This window comes from Pseudarthrobacter sp. TRD_SC_9 (genome assembly GCF_055361265.1).
The window spans coordinates 1,885,174-1,908,163 of sequence record NZ_CM143956.1 but is presented as its reverse complement, the minus strand read 5'-3'; the positions used below and the strand labels follow the sequence as shown (position 1 = coordinate 1,908,163).

The 22,990-nt window shown below is 63.6% G+C and carries 21 protein-coding genes; 11 read left to right on the top strand and 10 right to left on the bottom strand.

Translation table 11 applies throughout. The features are described 5' to 3' along the window. Positions 1-6 precede the first annotated feature (6 nt). Entirely contained in the window at positions 7-2,619 is a 2,613-nt protein-coding gene (gene pepN / locus ACWA13_RS08910; RefSeq protein WP_463937759.1) for an aminopeptidase N, read from the top strand. On the opposite strand, the gene ACWA13_RS08905 is transcribed toward pepN, so the two are convergent. Continuing rightward, on the bottom strand, positions 2,616-3,698 hold the full coding sequence (locus ACWA13_RS08905; protein WP_463937758.1) for a lipoate--protein ligase family protein: 1,083 nt from the start codon (positions 3,696-3,698) through the stop codon (positions 2,616-2,618). The two genes, pepN and ACWA13_RS08905, sit on opposite strands and share 4 nt — an antisense overlap. 109 nt (positions 3,699-3,807) lie before the next feature. Continuing rightward, positions 3,808-4,065 (bottom strand): type B 50S ribosomal protein L31, encoded by a 258-nt coding sequence (locus ACWA13_RS08900; protein ID WP_024365679.1) that lies wholly within the window; start codon positions 4,063-4,065, stop codon positions 3,808-3,810. Between the two features lie 528 nt (positions 4,066-4,593). On the opposite strand from ACWA13_RS08900, the gene ACWA13_RS08895 reads away from it, so the two are divergent. Genes ACWA13_RS08895 through ACWA13_RS08885 form a run of 3 tightly spaced genes read left to right on the top strand, consistent with a single transcriptional unit; the run spans position 4,594 to position 9,433 of the window. Continuing rightward, positions 4,594-5,994, top strand: a complete 1,401-nt coding sequence (locus ACWA13_RS08895; protein ID WP_463937757.1) for an AbfB domain-containing protein — start codon at positions 4,594-4,596, stop codon at positions 5,992-5,994. A 32-nt stretch (positions 5,995-6,026) separates the two neighbouring features. Beyond that, positions 6,027-7,916 carry an RICIN domain-containing protein gene (locus ACWA13_RS08890; RefSeq protein WP_463937756.1) on the top strand — a complete coding sequence of 630 codons (1,890 nt, stop codon included), beginning with the start codon at positions 6,027-6,029 and terminating at the stop codon, positions 7,914-7,916. Positions 7,917-7,954: 38 nt separating this feature from the next. After that, a complete protein-coding gene (locus ACWA13_RS08885; RefSeq protein ID WP_463937755.1) occupies positions 7,955-9,433 on the top strand; it encodes a family 43 glycosylhydrolase in 1,479 nt (492 codons plus the stop codon). Between the two features lie 67 nt (positions 9,434-9,500). Here the strand turns inward: ACWA13_RS08885 and ACWA13_RS08880 are convergent, their stop codons facing one another. Genes ACWA13_RS08880 through ACWA13_RS08870 form a run of 3 tightly spaced genes read right to left on the bottom strand, consistent with a single transcriptional unit; the run spans position 9,501 to position 11,907 of the window. Beyond that, a complete protein-coding gene (locus ACWA13_RS08880) occupies positions 9,501-10,316 on the bottom strand; it encodes a TrmH family RNA methyltransferase (protein WP_463937754.1) in 816 nt (271 codons plus the stop codon). Between the two features lie 7 nt (positions 10,317-10,323). Continuing rightward, positions 10,324-11,109: a sulfite exporter TauE/SafE family protein gene (locus ACWA13_RS08875; RefSeq protein ID WP_463937753.1), complete on the bottom strand. Its 786-nt coding sequence runs from the start codon at positions 11,107-11,109 to the stop codon at positions 10,324-10,326. A gap of 12 nt (positions 11,110-11,121) precedes the next feature. Continuing rightward, positions 11,122-11,907 carry an ABC transporter ATP-binding protein gene (locus ACWA13_RS08870; RefSeq protein WP_463937894.1) on the bottom strand — a complete coding sequence of 262 codons (786 nt, stop codon included), beginning with the start codon at positions 11,905-11,907 and terminating at the stop codon, positions 11,122-11,124. 130 nt (positions 11,908-12,037) lie between these two features. Between ACWA13_RS08870 and serB the strand changes: the two genes are divergently transcribed. Then, positions 12,038-12,931: a phosphoserine phosphatase SerB gene (serB, locus tag ACWA13_RS08865; protein ID WP_463937752.1), complete on the top strand. Its 894-nt coding sequence runs from the start codon at positions 12,038-12,040 to the stop codon at positions 12,929-12,931. A 73-nt stretch (positions 12,932-13,004) separates the two neighbouring features. On the opposite strand, the gene ACWA13_RS08860 is transcribed toward serB, so the two are convergent. Further along, the gene (locus ACWA13_RS08860) at positions 13,005-13,757 is read right to left on the bottom strand and encodes an SDR family oxidoreductase (RefSeq protein WP_463937751.1); all 753 of its coding nucleotides are present in this window, start codon (positions 13,755-13,757) and stop codon (positions 13,005-13,007) included. Positions 13,758-13,872: 115 nt separating this feature from the next. Then, complete coding sequence (locus ACWA13_RS08855; protein ID WP_463937750.1) at positions 13,873-14,598, bottom strand: beta-ketoacyl-ACP reductase; 726 nt, start codon at positions 14,596-14,598, stop codon at positions 13,873-13,875. A 140-nt stretch (positions 14,599-14,738) separates the two neighbouring features. Between ACWA13_RS08855 and ACWA13_RS08850 the strand changes: the two genes are divergently transcribed. The 3 genes from ACWA13_RS08850 to ACWA13_RS08840 are packed head-to-tail and all read left to right on the top strand — an operon-like array spanning position 14,739 to position 16,381. Beyond that, positions 14,739-15,227: a DUF3099 domain-containing protein gene (locus ACWA13_RS08850; RefSeq protein ID WP_463937749.1), complete on the top strand. Its 489-nt coding sequence runs from the start codon at positions 14,739-14,741 to the stop codon at positions 15,225-15,227. After that, positions 15,224-15,517, top strand: coding sequence for a hypothetical protein (locus ACWA13_RS08845; protein ID WP_463937748.1), 294 nt, complete (start codon positions 15,224-15,226; stop codon positions 15,515-15,517). The genes ACWA13_RS08850 and ACWA13_RS08845 overlap by 4 nt, the downstream gene beginning before the upstream one ends. Continuing rightward, positions 15,518-16,381, top strand: coding sequence for an SURF1 family cytochrome oxidase biogenesis protein (locus tag ACWA13_RS08840; protein ID WP_463937747.1), 864 nt, complete (start codon positions 15,518-15,520; stop codon positions 16,379-16,381). 28 nt (positions 16,382-16,409) lie between these two features. On the opposite strand, the gene ACWA13_RS08835 is transcribed toward ACWA13_RS08840, so the two are convergent. Then, on the bottom strand, positions 16,410-18,008 hold the full coding sequence (locus ACWA13_RS08835) for an ABC-F family ATP-binding cassette domain-containing protein (protein ID WP_463937746.1): 1,599 nt from the start codon (positions 18,006-18,008) through the stop codon (positions 16,410-16,412). Positions 18,009-18,290: 282 nt separating this feature from the next. Between ACWA13_RS08835 and ACWA13_RS08830 the strand changes: the two genes are divergently transcribed. The 3 genes from ACWA13_RS08830 to ACWA13_RS08820 are packed head-to-tail and all read left to right on the top strand — an operon-like array spanning position 18,291 to position 20,271. Further along, positions 18,291-18,908, top strand: coding sequence for a biotin transporter BioY (locus tag ACWA13_RS08830; protein ID WP_463937745.1), 618 nt, complete (start codon positions 18,291-18,293; stop codon positions 18,906-18,908). 2 nt (positions 18,909-18,910) lie between these two features. Continuing rightward, positions 18,911-19,627: an energy-coupling factor ABC transporter ATP-binding protein gene (locus ACWA13_RS08825; RefSeq protein WP_463937744.1), complete on the top strand. Its 717-nt coding sequence runs from the start codon at positions 18,911-18,913 to the stop codon at positions 19,625-19,627. Beyond that, on the top strand, positions 19,624-20,271 hold the full coding sequence (locus ACWA13_RS08820; RefSeq protein ID WP_463937743.1) for an energy-coupling factor transporter transmembrane component T family protein: 648 nt from the start codon (positions 19,624-19,626) through the stop codon (positions 20,269-20,271). Before ACWA13_RS08825 ends, ACWA13_RS08820 begins: the two co-directional genes overlap by 4 nt. A gap of 33 nt (positions 20,272-20,304) precedes the next feature. Here the strand turns inward: ACWA13_RS08820 and ACWA13_RS08815 are convergent, their stop codons facing one another. Together ACWA13_RS08815 and ACWA13_RS08810 are read right to left on the bottom strand one after the other, a co-directional pair. Beyond that, positions 20,305-21,483 carry a thiolase family protein gene (locus ACWA13_RS08815; protein WP_463937742.1) on the bottom strand — a complete coding sequence of 393 codons (1,179 nt, stop codon included), beginning with the start codon at positions 21,481-21,483 and terminating at the stop codon, positions 20,305-20,307. Beyond that, positions 21,476-22,936, bottom strand: coding sequence for a class I adenylate-forming enzyme family protein (locus ACWA13_RS08810; RefSeq protein WP_463937741.1), 1,461 nt, complete (start codon positions 22,934-22,936; stop codon positions 21,476-21,478). Before ACWA13_RS08810 ends, ACWA13_RS08815 begins: the two co-directional genes overlap by 8 nt. Positions 22,937-22,990: the final 54 nt, after the last annotated feature.

Below are 22,990 nucleotides of genomic sequence, written 5' to 3'. Positions count from 1 at the left end.
AGCGGGGTGTCATCTGAGAATCTGCGGCGGGATGAAGCCGCGCACCGGTCCACCCTGATCACCACGCACAGCTACGACGTCTCCCTTGACGTCCGTAACGCTGAGAATCCGGACGTCACCGGGTATGCAAGCCGGACGATCATAGACTTCTCCGCAGCAGAGCCGGGCGCTGAAACGTTCCTCGATTTCATCAACGGGGACATCCACAGTGTCTTTCTCAACGGTAAGGAACTGAACTTGGCGGAGGCCGTAGACGGGGCCCGGGTCCGGCTGGCCAACCTGCAAACTGACAACCAGGTGACCGTCACCGGAACGGCCCTCTACAGCCGCTCAGGCGAGGGCATGCACCGGTTCTTCGATCCCGCGGACGGCCAGTGCTACCTGTACACCCAGTACGAACCCGCTGACGCCCGCAGGGTGTTCGCCAACTTTGAACAGCCGGATCTGAAGGCAGAATTCACCTTCCACGTCACTGCCCCGGCCGGCTGGGAGGTTGCCTCCAACGGCGCTGCAGTGAAGCGGACTCCCCTAACCAGCGATCCGAACGCCACACGCTGGGATTTTGAGACAACGCTGCCAATGTCCACGTACATCACTTCCGTGCTGGCCGGGCCGTACTACAAGGCAGAGGACTCCTGGAGCGTCACACTCGACGACGGCACCCGGCTGGAGGTGCCTCTGGCCCTGTATTGCCGAACGTCCATGGCCAAGCATTTTGACGCCGACGAACTCTTCAGCCTCACCAAGCGCGGGCTCGCGTTCTTCAATGAATTGTTCGACTACCCCTACCCCTGGGGAAAATACGAGCAGGCCTTTGTTCCCGAGTACAACCTGGGCGCCATGGAAAATCCGGGACTGGTAACTTTCACCGAAAGCTACGTCTTCACGTCCAGGGCCACCGATGCCCAGTACCAGGCGCGTGCCAACACCCTGATGCACGAGATGGCACACATGTGGTTCGGCGACCTCGTGACCATGCAGTGGTGGGACGATCTCTGGCTCAAGGAATCGTTCGCCGACTACATGGGAACCCTGGGCGTGGACCGCGCCACGGACTGGGATACCGCCTGGGTTAACTTCGCCAACAAGCGCAAAGCCTGGGCGTATGTCCAGGACCAACTGCCCACGACGCATCCCATCGTCGCGGATATCCCGGACCTGGAAGCGGCCAAGCAGAACTTCGATGGCATCACGTACGCCAAGGGCGCGTCGGTCCTGAAACAACTGGTTGCCTATGTCGGCTTTGATGCCTTTATATCGGGCGCCCGACAGTACTTCCGCGACCACGCCTACGGGACCACCACGCTGACGGACCTGCTGGAGGCGCTCAGCAAGTCCTCGGGCCGCGACCTGGCCGGCTGGTCCCGGCAATGGCTGCAGACGTCCGGGATTTCCACCCTCCATGCAGAGATCACGTCCGACGCCGGGACGTACCGTGAAGTGGCCATCGTCCAGGACGCCGTGGACCCGGTCACGGGACGGGATGAGTTCCGCCCGCACCGGCTGCGCATCGGGCTGTACAACGCCGACGCGAACGGCGCGCTGGTCCGGACGCGAAGCATCGAAACGGATGTTACCGGTGTGCGGACTGTCATTCCGGAACTGGCGGGTGCAGCACGGCCTGCCCTGCTCTTGGTCAATGACGACGATCTCAGCTATGCCAAAGTCCGACTGGACCCGCACTCCGAGGAGACGGTACGGGCGTCCCTGGACCGCCTGCAGGACCCAATGGCCCGTGCCCTCTGCTGGACTGCCCTCTGGAACTCAACCCGCGACGCCGTCTCCCCCGCCGGTCTCTACCTGGATGCTGTAGCCCGCTTCGCTGCGTCCGAGTCCGGCGTGGGAGTCCTGCTGAACGTCCTCGACAACGCCTCCGCCGCCGTCGAACACTATGCTTCAGCTGCCAACCGGCCGCAGCTCCGTGCAGACCTTGCTTCTCTAGCCGCCAGCCGGCTCCGAGAGGCCCGGCCGGGATCAGACCAGCAGCTTGCCTGGGCGCGGGCCCTAGCCACAGCCAGCCGGCACACAGCAGCGGAACTGCCGCTGGTGCGCAGCCTGCTGGACGTCGAGGACACCGTTGACGGGCTCACAGTTGACGCAGAGCTGCGATGGGCTTTGCTTCACGCACTGGCTGCGCAAGGAGAAGCCAGCGAGGAGGAACTTGATGCCGAGCTCGCCCGTGACAACAGCGCATCCGGCCGCGCAGGGCACACCACGGCGTTGGCGGCCCGCCCTAACCCCGACGTCAAAGCAGCGGCCTGGCGTGCCGCCGTCGTGGAAACCGAACTGTCCAACCAGCTGCTGAGCGCCACGATCGCCGGATTCAACACCGCTGTTCCGGAGCTGCTGGCGCCGTTCATCGGCCCCTACTTCGCGGCCATCGCGGACATCTGGGAGCAGCGGAGCATCGAGATCGCCAGCCGGATTGTCCGCGGGCTGTACCCGTCCGGACCTTCGCTGCTGCCCGGTCAGGATCCCCTGGAGCATGCGGTGGTCCAACAGACGGACGCCTGGCTGGATGAGCACCGTTCCGCCCCGGCCGCCCTGCGCCGCATCATCGTGGAACAGCGCAGCCACCTGCTGCGTGCACTCCGGGCCCAGGCGCGGGACGCCGCTTAGGGAATCCTGTGCAGCCACTCCTCGGTGGCAAACTTTGACTGGACCCGCTGCCGGGCTGCCGCCAGCTCCGCTTCACCCAACGTTGTCTCCACTGCGCCGTAGCGTTCGGTGAACACCTGTTGCAGGGCGGCGATGATCTCGGCCCTGGAGCGACCCGACTGCCGGCGCAACGGGTCAACGCGCTTCTTCGCACTGCGGGTCCCCTTGTCTGAGAGTTTCTCCTTGCCGATCCGCAGAACCTCGACCATCTTGTTCGCGTCGATGTCGTAGCTCATGGTGACGTGGTGCAACATGCCGCCGTTGGCCAACCGCTTCTGTGCGGCACCGCCGATCTTGCCCTGCTCCGTAGCGATGTCGTTGAGCGGCACGTAGAAGGCTGTGATGCCGAGCTCCTTGAGGCCTGCCATCACCCAGGCGTCCAGGAAGGCGTAGGAGTCCGCAAAGCTGATGCCGTCAACGAGCGTCTGGGGCAGGTAGAGCGAGTAAGTAATGCAGTTGCCCGCCTCCATGAACATGGCGCCGCCGCCGCTGATCCGGCGGGCCACCGTAATACCGTGCCGCGCCACGCCGTCGGGCTGGACTTCGTTGCGGTAGGACTGGAAGCTGCCGATCACCACGGATGGCTCTTCCCAGTCCCAGAACCGCAGAGCGGGATTGCGCCGGCCTGCCCCGACCTCCTCTGTGAGGACCTCATCCAGGGCGACGTTCAAGTGCGTGGGAAGGACCGTGGGCGGGATGACTTCCCATTGGTGGTCAGCCCAGCCGGTAGCCTTCGCCAGGCCGCGCCGGATGGCCACAGCCACAGCCTCGGGCGAGAACCCGAACATCACGGTTTCGCTCCCCAGGGAACCGGAGATTGCCGCCGCGATCTCTCCCGGGGCGGATTCGGCGGGCAGTCCTTCCAGCGCGGCGTTGATGGCGGGCAGCGCTTCGTCCGGCTCCAGGAAAAAGTCGCCACTGATGGAGACCCCCGCCAGCCGTCCGGCAACGACATCGAAATCCGCTACCACCAGCTTGCCGCCGGGGACTTTGTACTCACCGTGGCGGGCCGGGGCGTTTTCTGGAACTTCAGGAATCATGTCTCCATCCTGCCCCATGTGCACAGCTGCATCGCATCGTCCACGTTAACGAAGAAAGCCCGCACCGGGGACGGTGCGGGCTTCTTTAAAAGCTTGGAGGAGAAGTAACTTACTTCTTGCCGCCGAAGCCCTTGAAGCGAGCGTTGAAGCGCTCGACGCGGCCTGCGGAGTCCATGATGCGCTGCTTGCCCGTGTAGAACGGGTGGGACTCGGAAGAGATTTCGACGTCGATGACCGGGTAGGTGTTTCCGTCTTCCCACTCGATGGTCTTCTTGGAAGACACGGTGGACTTGGTCAGGAACTTGACGCCGGAAGCCAGGTCGTTGAAAACAACAGCTTCGTACTTCGGGTGGGTATCAGACTTCATAATGGGGCCTTTGCTCGCACAACTGGATTTTGCCAGCTGTCAGGTATGAATGGGATGGCCTGCCCGCACCGGAAGAATTCCTCCGGAACCACAGCACGGCCAGCTATCAATACTAGCGGATGGGCCGCGCCAAGACGAACCGCCGTCACGGCACTCCCCGCGCCCTCCTCAAGCGCGTGAACAATGCCCACTGACGTGCACCCGTCGACTGAGGATTCCCGCCAATACTTCCTCATCTGGGGTTTGTTGTGCTGATTTTTGTTCGCAGATGGTCAAGTCTGTTGACAATAAAATCCGCGCGAAAGTGACCCTTGACACATCGTTCAAAGCGTCCGTAAAGTTCGGGGAACACCAAGATGTGAGCGTTAACAATTTTCGGTATCTCGGACAAAGAAGTTCAGATTCTATTTGAGGAGCGGTTTCGTTGCCGCCCCTATCCGGGACGTCGCCCGTAACCAACCCGCTGCATCTGAGCAGTGAACACACACCCAGTCGCGCCACTTTTCGGCAACCTCTGAGAGGTACAAATTGTCTGCTAATTCCACACCCCTGTCCCGCCGCGCTTTCGTTCTTCTCGCCGGTGCTGCTGCTGCGGTCGCGCTGCCAACACTGGCGCCGTCAGTTCATGCAGCAGCGGCCCCAGGCGACGCCTTCGTCATGGGCTATTTCACGGAGTCGCCGATGGGCCTGGGCAATGACTACGGCCTGCATCTGGCGGTCAGTTCTGATGGCCTGGAGTGGCAGCCGCTGAATCAGAATGCTGCCGTCGTCTATCCAACAGATGGCACCCGGGGCCTACGGGATCCGTTTATTTTCCGGAAGCAGGACGGTACCTTCGTCGTACTCGCTACAGACCTGAACGGACTTGATTTCACCCAGCAGAACCAGTTCATCCACATCTGGGATTCTGTCGACCTCCGCAGCTTCACGGGATACCGGCGTGTGAGAATGCACAGCCTTCCCACACATTCCTGGGCTCCAGAAGCATTTTGGGATGCGGCGCGCGGACAGTATGGCTTGGTCTATTCGGCCCACGACGGAACTCAGGACGTGATTCTCGTCAACTACACGACGGATTTCCGCACGTTTTCTTCCCAGGAGAAGTGGTTCGACGGCGGCGTCCCCATCATTGATGCCACTCTGCACATGGATGGCACCACGCCCTATCTCTACTACAAGCGGGACAACAAGCTTTTCGGTGCCAAAGGAACCCTCGCGCCGCGTGGTTTCGAAGGCGGGACATACACGCGAGGCTATGCCGGTCCCGGACTCACCGAAGCCCCTATCATCGTCCGATCCGTCACAAGCCGTACCTGGTACCTATGGGGCGACGTGTACACCCCGGTCAACGGAACGTTCATCGTGTGGGAGTCTCCAGACATCGCGCAGGACCTGTGGACACCTCTTTCCCGCCGCCTCTACACGCAGCCGATCAATTCCAAGCACGCCACCATCCAGCCCATCTCGGCCGTTGAATACACAAACCTCGTCGCTGCCTGGGGCCTTCCGCAGTGGAACCGAATGAAGTCGTACAACTTCCCTGACCGGTTTATCCGGCATCGCGATTCAGTGGCACGTATCGACGCCTACCCTCTGGACCCGTTCACCGACTCCCAGTTTGTCCTCGCTCCGGGGCTGGCCGACAGCTCCGCCGTATCCTTCCGCTCCGTCACAGACGCCGGCCTTTTTCTTCGCCACTCCGGATTTGGGCTGGTCCTGGCCCGCAACGACGGATCCTCACTGTTCGCCCGCGACGCGACCTTCACCAAACGCGCCGGGCTGGCAGATCCAGCCTGGACCACGTTCGGATCCTTCAACTTTCCGGACCGTGTTATCCGGCACCGGAACTTCCAGTTGTACGTCGAGCCGGTTTCGACGTCGTCATCCGTTGCAGAGCGCGAAGACGCGACTTTCCGCATCACTTCCTAGCCCGTCCCGCTAAAAGATCAAAGGAGTTCTTTATGTTACGAGCCCGCCACCTCACGCTGTACGCCCTGGCGCTGATCCTACTGACCGTTTGCGGTGTCATCACAGCCCCAACGCAGCAAGCGTCCGCAATAGGTGAGGCGCAATTCACCAATCCGCTTGTCCCAGACGCCGCAGATCCCACCATTGAGTTTTACCAAGGCAACTACTACATGGTTGCCACCACCTGGAACAACCGCGTTGAGATGCGCAAGGCGCCCACTCTCGACGGGCTTCGGACTGCCAAACCCGTCACCGTGTATTCAGACAGTACTCCGGGCCGCAACGGCACCATGTGGGCCCCTGAACTCAAACTTCTCAACGGACCAAATGGGCCACGCTGGTATCTCATGTACACGATGGGCAGCAACGGACTCCAGCAAATACAGGTCATCGAGAGTGCTTCCACCAACCCGATGGGCCCCTACAGCTACAAGGGCAAGCCCATCCCAACCGATGCCTGGAACATCGACGGATCCTACATGGAGCTCAATGGCGAACTGTTCGTGACCTGGTCCATGTTTGCTCCGGACGGATTGCAGAGCAACTACATTGCGCGGATGTCAACGCCGTGGTCAGCTACGGGCCCACTGAACGTCCTGTCCCAGCCCACCGCCGATTGGGAGAGGATCGGCATGCCCGTAAACGAGGGCCCGGTCCCGCTGCAAAAAGACGGAAAAACCTGGATCGTATTCTCCGCCAGCTCCTGCAACACTGAGGACTACTCCTTGGGTACTTTGCGCTACACCGGTGGCGACCCCGTGCTCTCCTCATCCTGGAACAAAAGCTCCGGCCCTGTCTTCTCCAAGGCAAACGGCGTCTTCGGGCCGGGCCACAACGACTTCTTCACCTCACCGGACGGCACCCAGACCTGGAACCTCTACCACGGCAACGCCCGTGCCGACGGCGGATGCGGCCGCGAACGTTCCGCCCGCGCCCAGCAGCTGACCTGGGACGCGGCCGGGGAACCGGTTTTCGGCCAGCCTGTGGCTACGGGAACTGCCCTGAGCGTGCCCTCCGGCGAACGCGGACCCATCACGGCAGCTGTGGAAGGTGCCTCATTCGAGGTGGTAAACCGCAACAGCGGGCTCTGCTTGGGCGTGGCCGGCGGATCCACGGCCGACGGTGGAAACGTGGTCCAGGAGACATGCGGGCCCGTCGGCGGCGCCACCAACTGGACCCTCGATTCCACTGCTGACGGGTACTACCGGGTGGTGAATGCCGCCACCAGGAAGGTGCTTGACTCTGCAAATTGCGGCACCGCAGACGGAACTGATGCGCGGCAGTGGTCCTGGCTCGCCAACGCGTGCCAACAGTGGCTGCCCACCGAAACGGCAGACGGGTTCCTGACGCTCGGCAACCGAGCCAACGGCAAGGTGCTCGACGTGTCAAACTGCAGCACAGTTGCCGGCGGCGACGTCCGCCAGTGGAAATCACTCGGCAACGCCTGCCAGCAGTGGTCCATCCGGCCCGTGGGTCAACGCGCTGTCCTCAGCGCGCACAGCGGAAAATCCTTCGACATCCCCTTCTGCAGCACAGCCGCCGGGGAAGTCCTGCAGCAATGGCAATACCTTGGCTCCAACTGCCAGGCATATACATTCTCAGCGGCGGCCGCCGGCACGGTCCACATCCATCCCCGGTCCGCCCCCACCCTTTGCCTTGGCATCCGCGGTGGCTCCTCGGCTGATGGCGCCGACGTCATCCAGGGCCCGTGCGATCAGACGGCATCGTGGCGACTGGTCCCGCTTGCAGATGGCACTACCCGCATTGTCTCGGCTCTCACGGGAAAGTCACTGGACCTGGACGGCTGCCAAACCGCCGATGGTGCCAAGCTGCGCCAGTACAGCACCCTCCAGAACGACTGCCAGAAATTCCGGATCGCCTGATGACGGCCCCATTCACTTCCACCGAAAGGACTGCCGACATGAATGAGATCACTGACCGGATGCGCTTCGAGGCAATCATGGGTCGGCGCACCCTGTTTCTCGGGGCCGCGGGTGCCGCTGCCCTCACCGCTGTGGGCCTCGCCGGCGGGCCACTGCGTGCACCCGCGGCCCAGGCGGCCGAGCTGACACTCACCAATCCACTCGCCCAGCAACGGGCAGACCCCCACATCGCCCGCGGGTCGGATGGTACCTATTACCTCACCGCCTCGGTTCCAGCCTATGACCGGGTGGTACTGCGGGCATCGGCGACCCTTGCCGGGCTCGCAACCGCCACGGAAAAGACAATCTGGCTGCGCCCTGCATCCGGAACAACAGGCGGCTACATCTGGGCGCCCGAGATGCACCTGGTGGACGGGGTCTGGCACATCTACTTCGCGGCAGGCGACGCCGGAGACATATTCCACATCCGGCCCTACGTTCTGCGCGCCAACGGTCCCGATCCGATGACGGCGACGTGGAGCGTGCTGGGGAGGATCACCACAGCCTGGGATACCTTCGCGCTCGATGCCACCACCTTCGTCCACAACGGCACACGCTATCTGGTGTGGGCGCAGGCGGAACCGGGCATCAACACCAACAGCAATCTCTACATCTCGGCCATGTCCGGGCCAGCTACCCTGACAGGACCGCAGGTCCGTATCGCAGTCCCCACGTTGGCCTGGGAGACCGTCAAGTACAAGGTCAATGAGGGACCCTCCGTGATCCAGCGGAACGGGCGCGTGTTCATCGCGTTCTCGGCAAATGCCACCGATGCGACGTACTGCATGGGGCTGCTCACCGCCTCGGCCGGCGCGAATCTGCTTGACGCGGCGTCATGGACAAAATCAAACGGTCCCGTTTTCCGCACCAACGAGACCACCGGCCAGTACGGCCCGGGCCACAACTGCTTCACCACGGCGGAGGACGGCAGCGACGTGCTGATCTACCACGCACGCCCGTACCGGGACGTTGGGGATCCCCTGACAGATCCGAACCGGCATGCCCGGGCCCAGCCGCTGTGCTGGCGCACGGACGGAACACCCGACTTCGGCACCCCGGTACCGGATGGTATACCGCCCGTCCGCCTCAAATCAGCGAACTTCCCCACCCGCTACGTACGGCACCAGGACTTTGCGGCGAGAATCGATGTGGATGTCACTCCGCTGGAAGATTCACAGGTCCGCCTTGTTGCCGGGCCTGCGGGCAACGGGTCCGTGGCAATGGAATCAATCAACTGGCCGGGGTGGTTCCTGACCGACTCGGCCGGGGCAGTTGCCCTTGCCCGGAACGACGGCACCGCGGGGTTCGCAGCGCGGGCGTCGTTCCAGCGGCGGGCAGGGCTCTCCGGCACCGGGACGGTCTCCTTCGAATCGGTGGCTCGACCAGGAGCGTGGCTTCGTCACCGCAATTTCGTACTGTACGTAGAACCTGCAGCCGGCTCGCTCGGCGCGGCTGACGCGTCCTTCACCGTCGTCTAGGAAAGAGCGGATCCGCCGTCGTTTCCCCGGTGGGAAGATGGCGGCGGCTCCGCTCTCCAGACGCTTGTTACCTCGTCGCATAGAACGCAACTGCCGACGAAGCAGCGACATTGAGCGAATCCACGCCGTTCATCATCGGAATCGTCACCCGCGCGTCGAGCAATTGATCAGTTTCGGGCTTCAGGCCATCGCCTTCGGTTCCGAAAACCAGCACCAGGTTTTGATGATCCTGGGCCACCAGCTCATCAAGGGTGATGGCGCCCTCCCCCAGGGACATGCCTGCCACGAAGTAGCCCGCCGCCTTCAACTGCTCAATACCAGCCGGCCATGGGTCCACCCTTGTCCACGGAACCTGAAAAACGGTGCCCATGCTGACGCGTATCGAGCGCCGGTACAACGGGTCAGCACACTGCGGCGATATCAGCACAGCGTCGACACCGATCGCCGCCGCCGACCTAAAAACGGCGCCCACGTTGGTGTGGTCGGTCAGATCCTCCAGGACCGCGATCCTTGAACGATTCGCTGTTTCACGACCAGTCAGCAGGGTTGGCAACGGCACCGATTCCGGGCGGTGCATGGCCGCCATGGCACCCCGATGCAGATGGAATCCGGTGATCTCTTCAAGGAGCGCTGCACTGCCGATGTAGGCGGGAACGTCCGGGAACTCCTCGAAGACATCCTGGAGGTCCGCCAGCCATTTCTCGGCCAGGAAGAAGGAGCGGGGCCTGTGCCCTGCCGCTAGCGCCCGCCGCAGCACCCGGGAGGACTCTGCGATGTACATGCCCTCGGCAGGCTCGCGGAGCTTACGGAGGTGCACGTCGGTCAGCTGGGTGTAATCGGCCACGCGGGGATCCTGCGCGGATTCGAGATAGTGGAAGTTCACCGGCTGATTATTTCAGCAGATTGGCGATCATAAAGCCGAGTGCCATCAAGCCCAGGGCAAAGATCACCATCCGAAGGACGGTGGGCGGGAGCTTCCTTCCCACTTTTGATCCCATCAGCCCCCCGATGGTGGAACTCACCGCGATCAGGAGGACCACCTGCCAGTTGATCCTGTCGAAGGCAAACACCATGTAGGAAACGGCCGCTACCAGGTTCACCCCCAGCACCAGGATGTTCTTCATGGCGTTGGCGTTCTGGATGGTGCCGGTCAGGAACACACCCAGGATTCCGACCAGGAGAATCCCTTGGGCTGCCACGAAGTAGCCACCATAGACGCCGGCCAGGTAGACGAGCACCACCAGCAGGACGCCGTGGCTTTTATCACGGATGGCATGCTCCGGGTTGGACTCCCGCTGGCGGACCCAGGACTGCAACCGGGGCTGGAAGAGCACCATTAACAACGCAAGGACCAGCAGGACCGGCGCCACGTAATGGAACACTTCTTCAGGCAGGTGCAGGAGGAGCCAGGCACCCGTTATGCCGCCAAGAAGGGATGCCGGAAGAAGCTTGACCAATTGCCTGCCCCTGCCGGCCAACTCGCGCCGGTAACCCCAGGCCCCGGCGGCGTTGCCGGCTACGAGCCCCATGGCATTGCTCATGGAAGCCACCACGGGGGTGACACCGAGTGCGATCAGGACCGGGAAGGTGACCAGGGTTCCGGACCCGACAACTGCATTGATGGTGCCGGCCCAGAGACCGGCAAAGAACACAAAGATACTGCCCAAAAGGTCCACTGCAGCTGCCGCCTAGCGGCGGGCGGTGGCGGTGTAACGGCCTGAGTTGACGCTCACGTCCAGGGGCAGTCCGAACGTGGTGCTTAGGTTCTCGGCGGTGAGGACATCGGCAATCGGTCCGGAGGCGACGACGCTGGCTTCACGAAGCAGCATGGCATGGGTGAATCCGGGCGGGACCTCTTCGAGGTGGTGGGTGACCAGGACCATGGCCGGAGCGGTTTCGTCGCGCGCCAGCTCGCTGAGCCGGTGCACCAGGTCCTCCCGGCCGCCGAGGTCCAGTCCGGCACCGGGCTCGTCCAGCAGCAGGAGCTCCGGGTCCGTCATCAGTGCCCGGGCGATCTGGACACGCTTCCGTTCACCTTCGGACAGGGAAGCAAATGGGCGGTTGAGGAGCATCCCCATGCCCCAGTCATTGAGCAGGGCGAAGGCGCGGCGCTCGTCATCCTTTTCGTAGCCTTCCCGCCAGCGGCCAGTCACTCCGTAGGCGGCGGTGACCACGACGTTCAGGACCTTCTCATGCTCGGGAATCTGGTTTGCCAGCGCTGCCGAGGAAAGGCCGATGCGGGGCCGGAGCTCAAAGACGTCCACGGCGCCGAGGACCTCTTCCAGCACTCCCGCCATACCGGAGGTGGGGTGCAGCCTGGCCGCGGCAATCTGGAGCAGGGTGGTCTTGCCGGCACCATTGGGCCCAAGAATGACCCAGCGTTCGCCTTCCTTGACCTGCCAGTCCACCTTGTCCAGCAGGGTCTTGGACCCACGGACGACGCTGACTTTGGCCAATTCAAGAACATCGCTCATAGGAGTAGACATTAGGTCAAAATGCGGGCGGACTGATAACCGGCGCCGGTCACGGGACGTGTCCTTAATCAACCATGGTGGGTTCTTAACCAGCTTCTGGCACCGCCGCCGGCTGGATAGGATGGCAGCCATGACGTCGAACGTGACTGCGGTCAGCTATGCCTTGAAACTCTCCCCTGCCGACCTTGCCTCCCTCCGTGCGCTGTACTCGGATTCCGGGGCGGAAATTATCAGCGAATCGCAGGCAGGAGATGACCGCTACCAGGTGTCCATTACCGAACTCCTGATCGACACCGACGCTGAATCGGCCGTGGCCGCACTTCGCTCGGAACTGGACCGCCGCGGACCTGTTGGGATTGAGACAGCGCTCGTACCGTCCGGGCTGCGGGATGCGGAACGGAAGCTGCTGATCATGGACGTTGATTCAACGCTTATCCAGCAGGAAGTAATTGAGCTGCTGGCCGCTTATGCGGGCAAGCGTGAAGAAGTTACTGCCGTCACCGAGGCCGCCATGCGGGGCGAATTGGACTTCACCCAGAGCCTGCACGCCCGGGTTGCCGTGCTGGCCGGGCTGCCCGTCGACGTCGTTGATGCCGTCCGTGCGGAAGTCCGGCTCAGTCTTGGGGCTGCGGAGCTCGTGGCCTCTTTCAAAGCAGCCGGCCATGTGGTAGCCGTAGTGTCCGGCGGATTCAACCAGATTCTCCAGCCGATCGCCGATGAACTGGGCCTGGACTACTGGCAGGCCAATGAACTGGAAATCGTCGACGGCGTTCTGACCGGAAAGGTCCTTGGCGACGTTGTGGACCGGGCAGCCAAAGAAAAGTACCTCCGCCAGTGGGCAGCTGCGGAGCGCATCGACCTGGCCCACACGATCGCCGTCGGGGATGGCGCCAACGATCTGGACATGCTGGGAGCAGCGGGGATCGGTGTGGCGTTCAACGCAAAGCCCGCAGTCCGGGCTGTAACTCCCGCCGCCATCAACTTCCCTTACCTGGACGCGGTCCGGCACATCGCCGGCGTCTAAGCGCGCCGGCAGGGCGGCAACGTCCCGCTGGAACATCGCCGCCCTGCCATCCCGATACTTCTTGCAGGAGCTGCTAGACCGCGCTCTTGCCGAAGTAGTCTGCTCCGCCAACGTAGTGCGTGTAGCCGGTTTCGACGTCCGTAGTTGCCATCTTGACGATCTCTGCCGCGAACTCTGCCACGGAATACAGCTTCCCGGCCTCGGCCCGGCGGGCCTCGATGGCACCAGGGTTGGACCGATCCAGCAGGGTAGCGGTGACGGTTCCTTCGATCATGTCGCCGGAGACCACCACCAGGGAGATACCCTGATCGGCAAGGTTTGGCACCAGTTCCCTCAAGGCGTCCTCGCCGGCACGTTTGCTGCGGGCCACGGGCTCGTATTCCGGCATGGTGGGCACGGTTTCGATGAAGTGTGCCTGGTGGCTGGTAACAAACACCACCTTGGAGCCCTCCGGCATCAGCGGGGCAGCAGCGTTAAGCATGTTGACCTGGGCGTCGCGGTTGAGCTTAAGCGCGTAGCCCTCCTCCATGCCGGACTCCATTCCGCCTGAAGCGTTGAGCACCAGGAGATCCAGCGAACCGAAGTTCTCCATAGCGGCACTTGCCAGGGCCTGCACACCCTCGGCAGTGGTGAGGTCGGCGCCGACCGCGACGGCACGACCTCCCGCGGCTTCGATCTCCGCCACGACTTTGTTCGCGCGGGGGGCCTTCTGCCGGTAATTCACGACGACGGCGGCGCCCTCGGCAGCAAGGAACTTCGCGACGTCGGCTCCGACGCCCCGCGAAGAACCTGTCACTATCGCAGTCTTGTTGTCCAGCAGTCCCATTCGAGCTCCTTCTTGTTGAATACGTCCAAACGCAGTGGGTTCGCCCTTTATCATGCCAGCGGCAGCGGCGAAATCAGTTGTATGACCCCTCCAAAGCTGGGCCCGAACTGCTGGGTCAGTGACCCATGCCCAGGCCGCCGTCCACCGGAATGACCGCGCCAGAGATGTAGCTGGCCTCATCGCTGGCCACCCAGCGCACCACATTCGCCACCTCGGACGCCTCAGCAAACCGTGCCGCCGGCACCTTGGCCAGGTAGTCCTTTTGCGTCGCCTCCGGGAGTTCGGCGGTCATGTCTGTGTTGATGAACCCGGGTGCAACAACGTTGGCCGTGATGCCGCGCGAACCGAGTTCACGGGTCAGTGAACGGGCAATTCCCACAAGCCCCGCCTTGGACGCGGAGTAATTAATCTGGCCCGGAGCGCCATAGAGTCCGGAAACGGACGAGATCAGCACAACCCGTCCCTTGCGCAGCTTCATCATGCCCTTGGTGGCACGCTTGATGACGCGGAAAGCGCCGGACAGGTTGGTATCGATGACGGAGGTGAAATCTTCTTCGCTCATACGCAGCAGCAAGGTGTCCCTGGTAATGCCCGCGTTGGCAACCAGCACTTCAACCGGCCCGTGGGCAGCTTCCACCTCGGTAAAGGCCGCGTCCACAGCGGCCTGGTCGGTGACATCGGCTTTCACGCCCAGGATGCCCTCGGGCAACGGTGACTCGCTCCGGTAGGTCACGGCCACCTTGTCGCCGTTGGCCAGGAAAGACTCCGCTATAGCCAGTCCGATTCCGCGGTTTCCACCGGTGATGAGGACACTGCGGGCGCTCGAAACTGCTTCAGTCATGGGGGTGCTCCGGATCTGCGGCGCAGTGGCGCCGCCGTCGAGGGTTGGGATTGCCTGCCAACGATCTTAGCCCGGGTTTGGGGCGGCACCTCGGAAGGTGAGAGAATTGTAGGAAGCCTTGGGAGCGTGATCCGCCACTAATGACCCCCTTAAACCCCTTCGGAAAGTCCATACCCGCAGACCATCACAGCCGCAGCAATAACCTCACGGACGCGGAGGTGCACAGCATTTCCAATGCTGCCGTAGCGCACTCCACTGACATGCGCAAGCGGATGATCCAGTACGGGTTGGCCATGGGAATCCGCATGGTCTGCCTGGTCCTGATCTTCGTTGTCGACGGCTGGTTCAAGTTGGTTATGGTGGCCGGTGCCGTGTTCCTGCCGTGGGTGGCCGTAGTCATCGCGAACGGCAGCGACCAGGCAGCGATCCACAGCGACACTCTCCTGGACACGGCCCCCTACGTGGAACTGGAAGGCCCGGCTGCGCAGTCAGCGCCGGAAGCCGCCGACGGCAATGGCTACGGTGGCGGGAGCAGCACAGGGACTTCGGACGGCGGGCCAGTGATCCTGCAGGGCGAAGTGGTGCCGGATGACGACGGACCCGAGGAACAGGAAAAGCGCGCCTCATGAGTATCTTTGACCTGGCCGGCGGCAGTGGAAATGTCGACGGCCCCGCCGAAGCCCGCTGCTCCCGAAAGGGCTGCCGGGCGCCGGCACGGTGGCAACTGTTGTGGAACAACCCCAAGATCCACACCCCGGACCGCCGCAAGATTTGGCTTGCCTGCCCCGAACACCACGGCTGGCTTGAGGAATACCTGCAGCAGCGTGGCCTCTGGAAAGAGACATTGCCCCTGCTGCCCGACAATGGGATTTCAACTGCCCACCAGGGGAACCTGCCGGCTTACGGGCAGGATCACTGAATGTACCGCTTTCTTTTCTCCAGCAAATGGCTGGGTTACCTTCTGCTCGCAGCCATCTTCGCAGCGGCCTGCGTCTTCCTGGGCCGATGGCAGATGGACCGGCGGGCAGAGACGCTGGCGGAGATCAACCGGGTAACGTCCAACTATTCCGCCGAGCCACTGGACTTCAATGCTGCCCGCGACCAGTTCATCAGCCTTCAGCCGGAGCGCGAATGGACCCAGGTACGGCTGCATGGCAGCTATGACGTTGAGGGCCAGCGGATCGTGCGGAACCGGCCCCTTAACGGGCAGCCGGGCTATGAAGTGGTGGTGCCTTTCCGCCTCAATACCGGCGAAACAGTCATCGTGGATCGCGGCTGGCTCCCTATTGGCAACAACACGGCCGGCCATCCGGACAGCATCCCGGCTCCGCCTTCCGGTGACGTTACCGCCGTCGTCCGCCTTAAGGCAGGCGAACCGCAGCTGGACCGGACTGCGCCGCCGGGACAGTTGGCTTCCATTGACCTGCCAACGTACGCGTCCGAGCTCGGCTACCCGGTCCTGACCGGCGCTTATGGCCAACTGGCCGGCGAGGATCCGGCGCCGGCAGACAAACCCGTAGGATTCCCCATGCCATCTGTTAACGAGGGAACACACCTGTCCTACTCGCTGCAGTGGTTTGCGTTCGGTGTCCTGATGTTCGTGGCCTTCGGCTATGCCGCCAGGCAGCAGGCACGGAACGCAGCCATTGACGCTGAGGATGACGAATCCCAGCCCCGCTATGCGGCAGTCCACGGCGCCCGCCCGGGTCCGGCGCCACGGAAACGGAAAACCCCGACGGCCGAGGAAGAGGAAGACGCCATCCTTGACCGTCAGGGTTTTTAGCCCTCGCGGCTTTTAACCGCAGCCCCGGCTAGGCCAGGGTGATGAGGTCCAGGTAGTCCTCGTTCCAGTGGTCCTCAACGCCGTCGGGCAGGAGGACCACCCGTTCCGGGTTCAACGCCTCGACTGCGCCTTCATCGTGGCTGACCAGTACGACGGCGCCGGAATAGTTGCGGAGCGCACCCAGGATTTCGGCGCGGCTGGCCGGGTCCAGGTTGTTCGTGGGTTCGTCCAGGAGCAGCACGTTGGCGCTGGAGGCAACGATCGTGGCCAGGGCCAGGCGGGTCTTCTCGCCACCGGAGAGAACCCCGGCCGGCTTGTCGACGTCGTCGCCGGAGAACAGGAAGGAACCCAGGATCCCGCGGACCTCTGCGTCCTTCATATCCGGTGCGGACGAGCGCATGTTTTCCAGGACCGTGCGGTTCACGTCCAGGGTGTCGTGTTCCTGGGCGTAGTAGCCCACCTTGAGCCCGTGCCCCGCGATGACGTCCCCGGTGTCCGGCTTGTCAACCCCAGCGAGCATGCGCAACAGTGTGGTTTTGCCGGCGCCGTTCAGGCCCAGGATGACCACCTTGGAGCCACGGTCGATGGCCAGGTCCACATCGGTGAAGATTTCCAGCGAGCCGTAGGACTTGCTGAGGCCCTCAGCCGTGAGCGGCGTCTTGCCGCAGGGCGACGGGTCAGGGAACCGCAGGGCTGCCACGCGGTCGTTTTCGCGGACGGCCTCCAGTCCGCTCAACAGCCGTTCTGCGCGCTTGGCCATGTTCTGTGCCGCCACTGCCTTGGTGGCCTTGGCCCGCATCTTGTTGGCCTGGTCGAACAGGACCTGGGCCTTCTTCTCGGCGTTGGCCCGCTCGCGTTTGCGGGCACGTTCGTCCGTTTCGCGCTGCAGGAGGTAGCGCTTCCAGTCCATGTTGTAGAAATCGATCTGGGCACGGTTGGCGTCCAGGAGGAAGACCTTGTTGACAGTGGCTTCGAGGAGCTCGGTATCGTGGCTGATCACGATCAGGCCGCCCTGGTGGTTCTTGAGGAAGTCACGCAGCCAGGCGATGGAGTCGGCGTCGAGGTGGTTGGTGGGCTCATCGAGCAGCATGGTCTCGGCGTCGGAATAGAGAATCCGGGCCAGCTCGACGCGGCGGCGCTGGCCACCGGAGAGCGTTTTCAGCGGCTGGTTCAGGATCCTGTCCGGGAGGGCCAGGTTGGAGCAGATAGCGGCGGCCTCGGCCTCGGCCGAATAGCCCCCGGCCGCCAGGAACTCAGATTCCAGGCGGTCGTACCTGTTCATGGCCTTGCGCTGGACCTCTGAATCCTCGCTGGCCATTTCCTCGTGGGCCAACCGCAGTTTCCCCACGGCGACGTCCAGGCCCCGGGCAGCAAGGATGCGGTCGCGGGCCAGTTGTTCCATGTCCGGGGTGCGGGGATCCTGCGGAAGGTAGCCAATTTCGCCACTGCGTGTGACCTTGCCTCCGGCGGGAAGTCCCTCGCCCGCCAGGACCCGGGTGAGAGTCGTTTTCCCGGCACCGTTGCGGCCCACCAGCCCGATCTTGTCACCCTTGTCGATGCGGAAGCTCACCTGGTCCATAAGGAGCCGGGCGCCGGCGCGCAGTTCAAGATCCTGGACAGTAATCACAGCAGGTAAGGCCTTTCACAAACAGGGAAGCCGCAGCATGGGTTCAACGCATCGGACTGGACCGATGCCGGGTTTCACCATGGCTGCCAGGCAGAGTGGCCAAAGACGGCCTAGACCAGTCTACCGGCAGGAGAGCTTGTGCAACGCCTGCAGGATGTGACCTCGGCTTTAGTGGCAGGGCTACAAAAACGCCACCGCAGGGGGCACGTATCGTCGAAACCACATCATCATCCCCGCACCTCCCGCTGCAACAACAGTTGCAGGAACCCACAGGAAAGACCCATGAGCCAAGCAGACACAGTAGTCACCAATCCCCCTCCCCGCCGCCAGCGATGGAACGCCACGGACCTCGGCCTGATCGCAGTCTTTGCAGCCATCGTCGCGGGCGCCGCCCTGGTACCGGGCATTCCCCTGGCCGTAGGCGTCCCCATCACCCTCCAGACCCTGGCTGTGATGCTCACGGGCATGGTCCTTGGCCCCGGCCGCGCATTTGCCGCCGTCGGGCTGTACACGTTGCTGGGACTTGCCGGACTGCCCATTTTCTCCGGCGGCCGCAGCGGACTCGGCATACTGGCGGGCCCGTCCGCCGGTTACATTGTGGGCTTCACGGTCGCGGCCACCCTGGTGGGCTTCCTGACCGTCCAGTTCCTGCGCCGGACCAGGCGGCTTCGCGCCGTGTGGCTGTTCGCTGCTGCCATGGTCACCAGCATCCTCACGATTCACAGCCTGGGCGTGGCCGGCATTGCCCTTAATACCGGTGCCACCATCCAGCAGGCCTTCCTTGCGGACCTGGCGTTCTATCCGGGGGACGTGGTGAAGAACATCCTGGCAGCCCTGATTGCCGTGTCCCTCCACCGGGCGTTTCCGGACATCCTGGTGCGGCGCGCGGCCCGGCAGTAATTATGGCCACTATCTCTTTCACCGGAGCTACGGTCCGGGCACCAATCGACGGTACCGACCATTACAGGACACTCCTGGACCATATCTCCCTCACCATAACTGAGCAGCGGATCGGGGTTATCGGATCAAACGGCTCCGGCAAATCCACTTTCCTCCGCCTCATCAACGGTCTGGCCCAGCCAACTTCCGGTTCAATCACCGTCAATGGAAAGGACACCATCCGCGACGTGCGCGCCGTCCGCCGCTCGGTTGGTTTCGTCTTTACGGACCCGCTGTCCCAGCTGGTGATGCCTACGGGCCGGGAGGACGTGGAGCTGTCGCTGCGCCGAACGGTCCGCAACGGACCCGAAAGGCGGCACCTGGCCGAGGAAGCGCTGGACAGGTTTGGCCTCCTGGGCCTGGCTGAGCAGAGCATCTACGAACTGTCCGGCGGTGAACGGCAGCTAATGGCGCTCGCGGCCGTCCTGGCGGTCGATCCGGCCATCCTGGTGCTCGACGAACCGTCCACCCTCCTGGACCTCCGCAACCGTGAACTGCTCCGCCGGACCCTGGACAGTCTGGACCAGCAGATCATTATGTCCACCCACGATCTTGAACTGGTCACCGGCATGGACCGGGTGTTGGTGATCGACGCCGGCCGGGTAGTTTTCGACGGTGGTCCGGAAGCCGCCGTCGAGCATTACCGTGCGCTGGCGCTGGGTGTTTCGGGGATGGGATGAGGGGGCACGGTTTCCTGCTGGCCAATTACGTGCCCGGCGGGTCCCTTCTTCACCGCTGCCCGCTTTGGCTGAAGTTCCTGGCAGTGGTGGGCGCCGGTTTTGCATCGTTCCTGATTACCGACTGGCTGGTATCCGGCACCGTACTGGCTGCCATGGCGGCGCTGTTCCTGCTCAGCGGCGCGGGAGCGCGCAGGCTGTTCCGGGCAGTCCGGCCGCTGCTTCCCGTGCTGGCGGTGATCGGCCTCTTCCAATGGTGGCAACTCGGTGGGCCAACTGCCGCCCGGATCGTCCTGAACATCCTGGTGTGTGTGGTGGCGGCGTCGGTCCTGACGGCAACCACTCCCCTGCAACGGCTGCTCGACGGCGTAACCTCCCTGGCAACACCTTTCCGGCGCTTCGGGGCGGACCCGGAGCGCTTCGCCTTGACCATCGCCATAATGCTGCGCAGCATTCCCTTTATCGCCGGAACGTTCTCCGACGTGCGGGATTCTGCCAAGGCGCGGGGACTGGAACGGAATCCGCGGGCGCTGGTGCTGCCGGTATTCATCACCACGGTGGCCTACGCGAGGCAGACGGGTGAAGCGCTCGCCGCCCGCGGCCTTGGCGAACCTGAAGACCCCACTGAGCAGCAGATAATGCACTGAAAAGCGGTTTTGAGTGCGTTAGCTGCGAGCCAGTTAGGAGATGCGGGCGTACCGGAAGAGGGCCGCAGTACCCAGGCCCCCGGCGCCGCTGATCATCGCCAGCGCCAGGGATTCGCGGCCGGGACTGGTACGGGCCTGGGCAAGCAGCCTGGTGACGAGGACCGGGCCCGACGCGCCGTAGGCATGGCCCATGGCCAGCGCCCCGCCGTCGAGGTTCGCCCGGGCCGGATCGATACCGAGCCGGGTCAGGCAGGCGACGGTCTGCGACGCGAACGCCTCGTTGAATTCCACCAGGTCCAGCGCGTCGGCTGAGAGCTGCCGCTTCCGCAAAAGCCTTTCCGCCGCGGCGGCCGCCCCTATGCCCAGCAGCCTTGGTTCGACGCCGGCCGTTTCCGACCCTTCCACCAGTAATCCGTCAGTTGCCCCCAGCTCACGGGCACGCGCCAGCGAGGTGATAACGACGGCGGATGCGGCGTCTGCGTCGAAGCACGAGTTCCCGGCGGTGACTGTTCCTCCGGGGACAAACGCTGGCGGGAACCGTGCCAGGATTCCTGCAGTCAAGGCAGGCCTGGGTCCGTCGTCGATGGCGACAGTCCCGGGGTTTGCGGGCACCGGAACAATTTCGTGAGCGAAGGCTCCGGTGGCCAATCCCCGCAGGGCACGGGTATGGCTTGCCAGGGCGAAATCGTCCTGCCGTTGGCGGCTGATGCCGTGTTCCCGGGCAACGTTCTCTGCCGCCACACCCATATCCGGATCGCCGAGGCTGTCCGGCGAAAACCGGGCCCGGGCGTAAAACTCGGGTTCGCCGTCGTGATTCTTGATGGCACGCAGTGGCGCCGTGCTGACGCTTTCCGCTCCCCCGGCCAGATACAGAGGGTTTCCGCCGGCCCTCACCAGCCGGCTGGCCAGCACTATGGCGTCCAGGCCGGAGCCGCATTGCCGGTCAATAGTGATGCCGGGCACGTGTACAGGCAGCCCGGCTTCAAGAAGGGAGAGCCTGGCCGCGTTGCCGCCGCCTCCCACAGCGTTACCGATCAGGACGTCGTCAACGGTGCCACCGGACAGGGCCAGTTCCGCCAGCAATGCCTCCAGCACCGGTGCCAGAAGCCGCTGTACCGGCACATCGCGAAGGGCGCCCTTGGCCCGGACTACCGGCGTACGCCGGGCAGCGATGATGACGGGCTGACGCTCCTCGGTGCTTCCGTCAGCCAAGGTGCTTAACCCTGCCGTCGCCGGCCTCGATCCACTCCCGCAGAAGTCCGCGGCTGACTTTCCCGCGGTCCGTCACAGGCAGCCCGTCCAGGAGGTAATACTGCTGCGGCCGCTTTTCCCTGGCTAAAGCCGCCGACAACGCGGTCCTGATCTGGGTCACGGTAATCGCTCCGTTGGCGGGCACGATCCCCGCCACAACTTTCTGGCCGCGGAGATCATCGGGCATGCCCACTGCCACGGCCGACGCCACACCCGGAATGGAGGTCAACGCCAGCTCCACCTCGTGAGGGTAGACATTGCGGCCGGCTGCCAGGATCATGTCTGAGCGCCGGCCAAGGATATGCAGCGCACCGTCCTCCAGGTAACCCTGGTCCCCCACGGTGTACCAGCCGTCCATGGTACGCAGGGCCTCGCCATCATCGCCCCACAGGTAGCCGTTGCTGACCATGCCGCTGCGAACACAGATCCAGCCTGCCTCGCCGTCGGGAAGTTCCACGCTGCGTGGTCTTGCGTCATCAGGCGCACCATCAGCGTCGGTAGCCGTATCGGCCAGGATCCTGATGTCCACCCCGGGAAAAGCCCTGCCGATCCTGGTGTTCCCGGCAGCTGCCGGTTCTCCGGGCGCAAGCCCCGAACCGGCCACGAAGCTGAGCTCTGAGGCACCGTAATACTCGAAAATAGTTGCCGCTGGAGCCCAGCGTCGCGCGGCTTCCAGGGTTCGGGCGTCCAGCTTGGAACCGGCGCAGATGATGCTCCGCAGCCCTGACGCGTCCACTCCCCCGGCTAATCCACGCTCGCTGAGGAGCCGGAGCATGGTGGGCACCACCACCAGCCGGGTCACGCCATCGAACGCGACGGCTGTGTGGACGTCAGAAATATCGAACGATTCGAGCGTATTGAACTGCGCGCCGGCATACAGGCACTCAGCCAGGGCATACAGATTCAGGCTGGCAGCCAGTGGGCCCGGGGCCAAGGTGATGTCATCCTGGCGCAGGCCGAAGAATGCGATCGACGCTTCGAAGGACAGCTGCCAGGATTGCCGGGAGCGGGTGAAGGCTTTCGGGACCGAGGTGGTACCTGAAGTGAGCCCGATCAGGAAAGGCGTGTCCGGCGGCCCATCCGCCAGTTCCTCTGCCAATGGATTGGCAGGCTGCACCGCCAAGGCTCCGGGGTGGGACTCAGCCAGTTTTTCACCGATGCCGTCCCGGACAGCTTCCGGCCAGGTCGGATCGAGCACCGCGCACTGGCGCGTTCCGGCAATGCCTGCCGCGAACGAGACGGCGAAATCGACGGAGTTGGGCTGCGCGAGCACGCTCAGTGCCGCCGTCTGCGGGAGGGCGGCCGTAGCCGCTTCACGAAGATCCGACCAGCTGAGGTAACGGCCGGCAACCACAATAGCGGGGGCATCGGGGCGGTCGTCGGCCCAGCGCTGGAGTCGGTCAAGGAATGGCATCAGGCCAATTTTAGCGGCCGCCTGCCTGCACTCCGCATTGTGTAGCGTCTAAAG

What these genes read in the sequence shown, in the direction of transcription:
- ACWA13_RS08905 (WP_463937758.1), bottom strand. Translation starts at nt 3,698, where the DNA reads ATGATTCCTGAAGTTCCAGAAAACGCCCCGGCCCGCCACGGTGAGTAC.
- ACWA13_RS08900 (WP_024365679.1), bottom strand. Translation starts at nt 4,065, where the DNA reads ATGAAGTCTGATACCCACCCGAAGTACGAAGCTGTTGTTTTCAACGAC.
- ACWA13_RS08890 (WP_463937756.1), top strand. Translation starts at nt 6,027, where the DNA reads ATGTTACGAGCCCGCCACCTCACGCTGTACGCCCTGGCGCTGATCCTA.
- ACWA13_RS08885 (WP_463937755.1), top strand. Translation starts at nt 7,955, where the DNA reads ATGAATGAGATCACTGACCGGATGCGCTTCGAGGCAATCATGGGTCGG.
- ACWA13_RS08870 (WP_463937894.1), bottom strand. Translation starts at nt 11,907, where the DNA reads ATGAGCGATGTTCTTGAATTGGCCAAAGTCAGCGTCGTCCGTGGGTCC.
- serB (WP_463937752.1), top strand. Translation starts at nt 12,038, where the DNA reads ATGACGTCGAACGTGACTGCGGTCAGCTATGCCTTGAAACTCTCCCCT.
- ACWA13_RS08860 (WP_463937751.1), bottom strand. Translation starts at nt 13,757, where the DNA reads ATGGGACTGCTGGACAACAAGACTGCGATAGTGACAGGTTCTTCGCGG.
- ACWA13_RS08855 (WP_463937750.1), bottom strand. Translation starts at nt 14,598, where the DNA reads ATGACTGAAGCAGTTTCGAGCGCCCGCAGTGTCCTCATCACCGGTGGA.
- ACWA13_RS08850 (WP_463937749.1), top strand. Translation starts at nt 14,739, where the DNA reads ATGACCCCCTTAAACCCCTTCGGAAAGTCCATACCCGCAGACCATCAC.
- ACWA13_RS08845 (WP_463937748.1), top strand. Translation starts at nt 15,224, where the DNA reads ATGAGTATCTTTGACCTGGCCGGCGGCAGTGGAAATGTCGACGGCCCC.
- ACWA13_RS08840 (WP_463937747.1), top strand. Translation starts at nt 15,518, where the DNA reads ATGTACCGCTTTCTTTTCTCCAGCAAATGGCTGGGTTACCTTCTGCTC.
- ACWA13_RS08830 (WP_463937745.1), top strand. Translation starts at nt 18,291, where the DNA reads ATGAGCCAAGCAGACACAGTAGTCACCAATCCCCCTCCCCGCCGCCAG.
- ACWA13_RS08825 (WP_463937744.1), top strand. Translation starts at nt 18,911, where the DNA reads ATGGCCACTATCTCTTTCACCGGAGCTACGGTCCGGGCACCAATCGAC.
- ACWA13_RS08820 (WP_463937743.1), top strand. Translation starts at nt 19,624, where the DNA reads ATGAGGGGGCACGGTTTCCTGCTGGCCAATTACGTGCCCGGCGGGTCC.
- ACWA13_RS08810 (WP_463937741.1), bottom strand. Translation starts at nt 22,936, where the DNA reads ATGCCATTCCTTGACCGACTCCAGCGCTGGGCCGACGACCGCCCCGAT.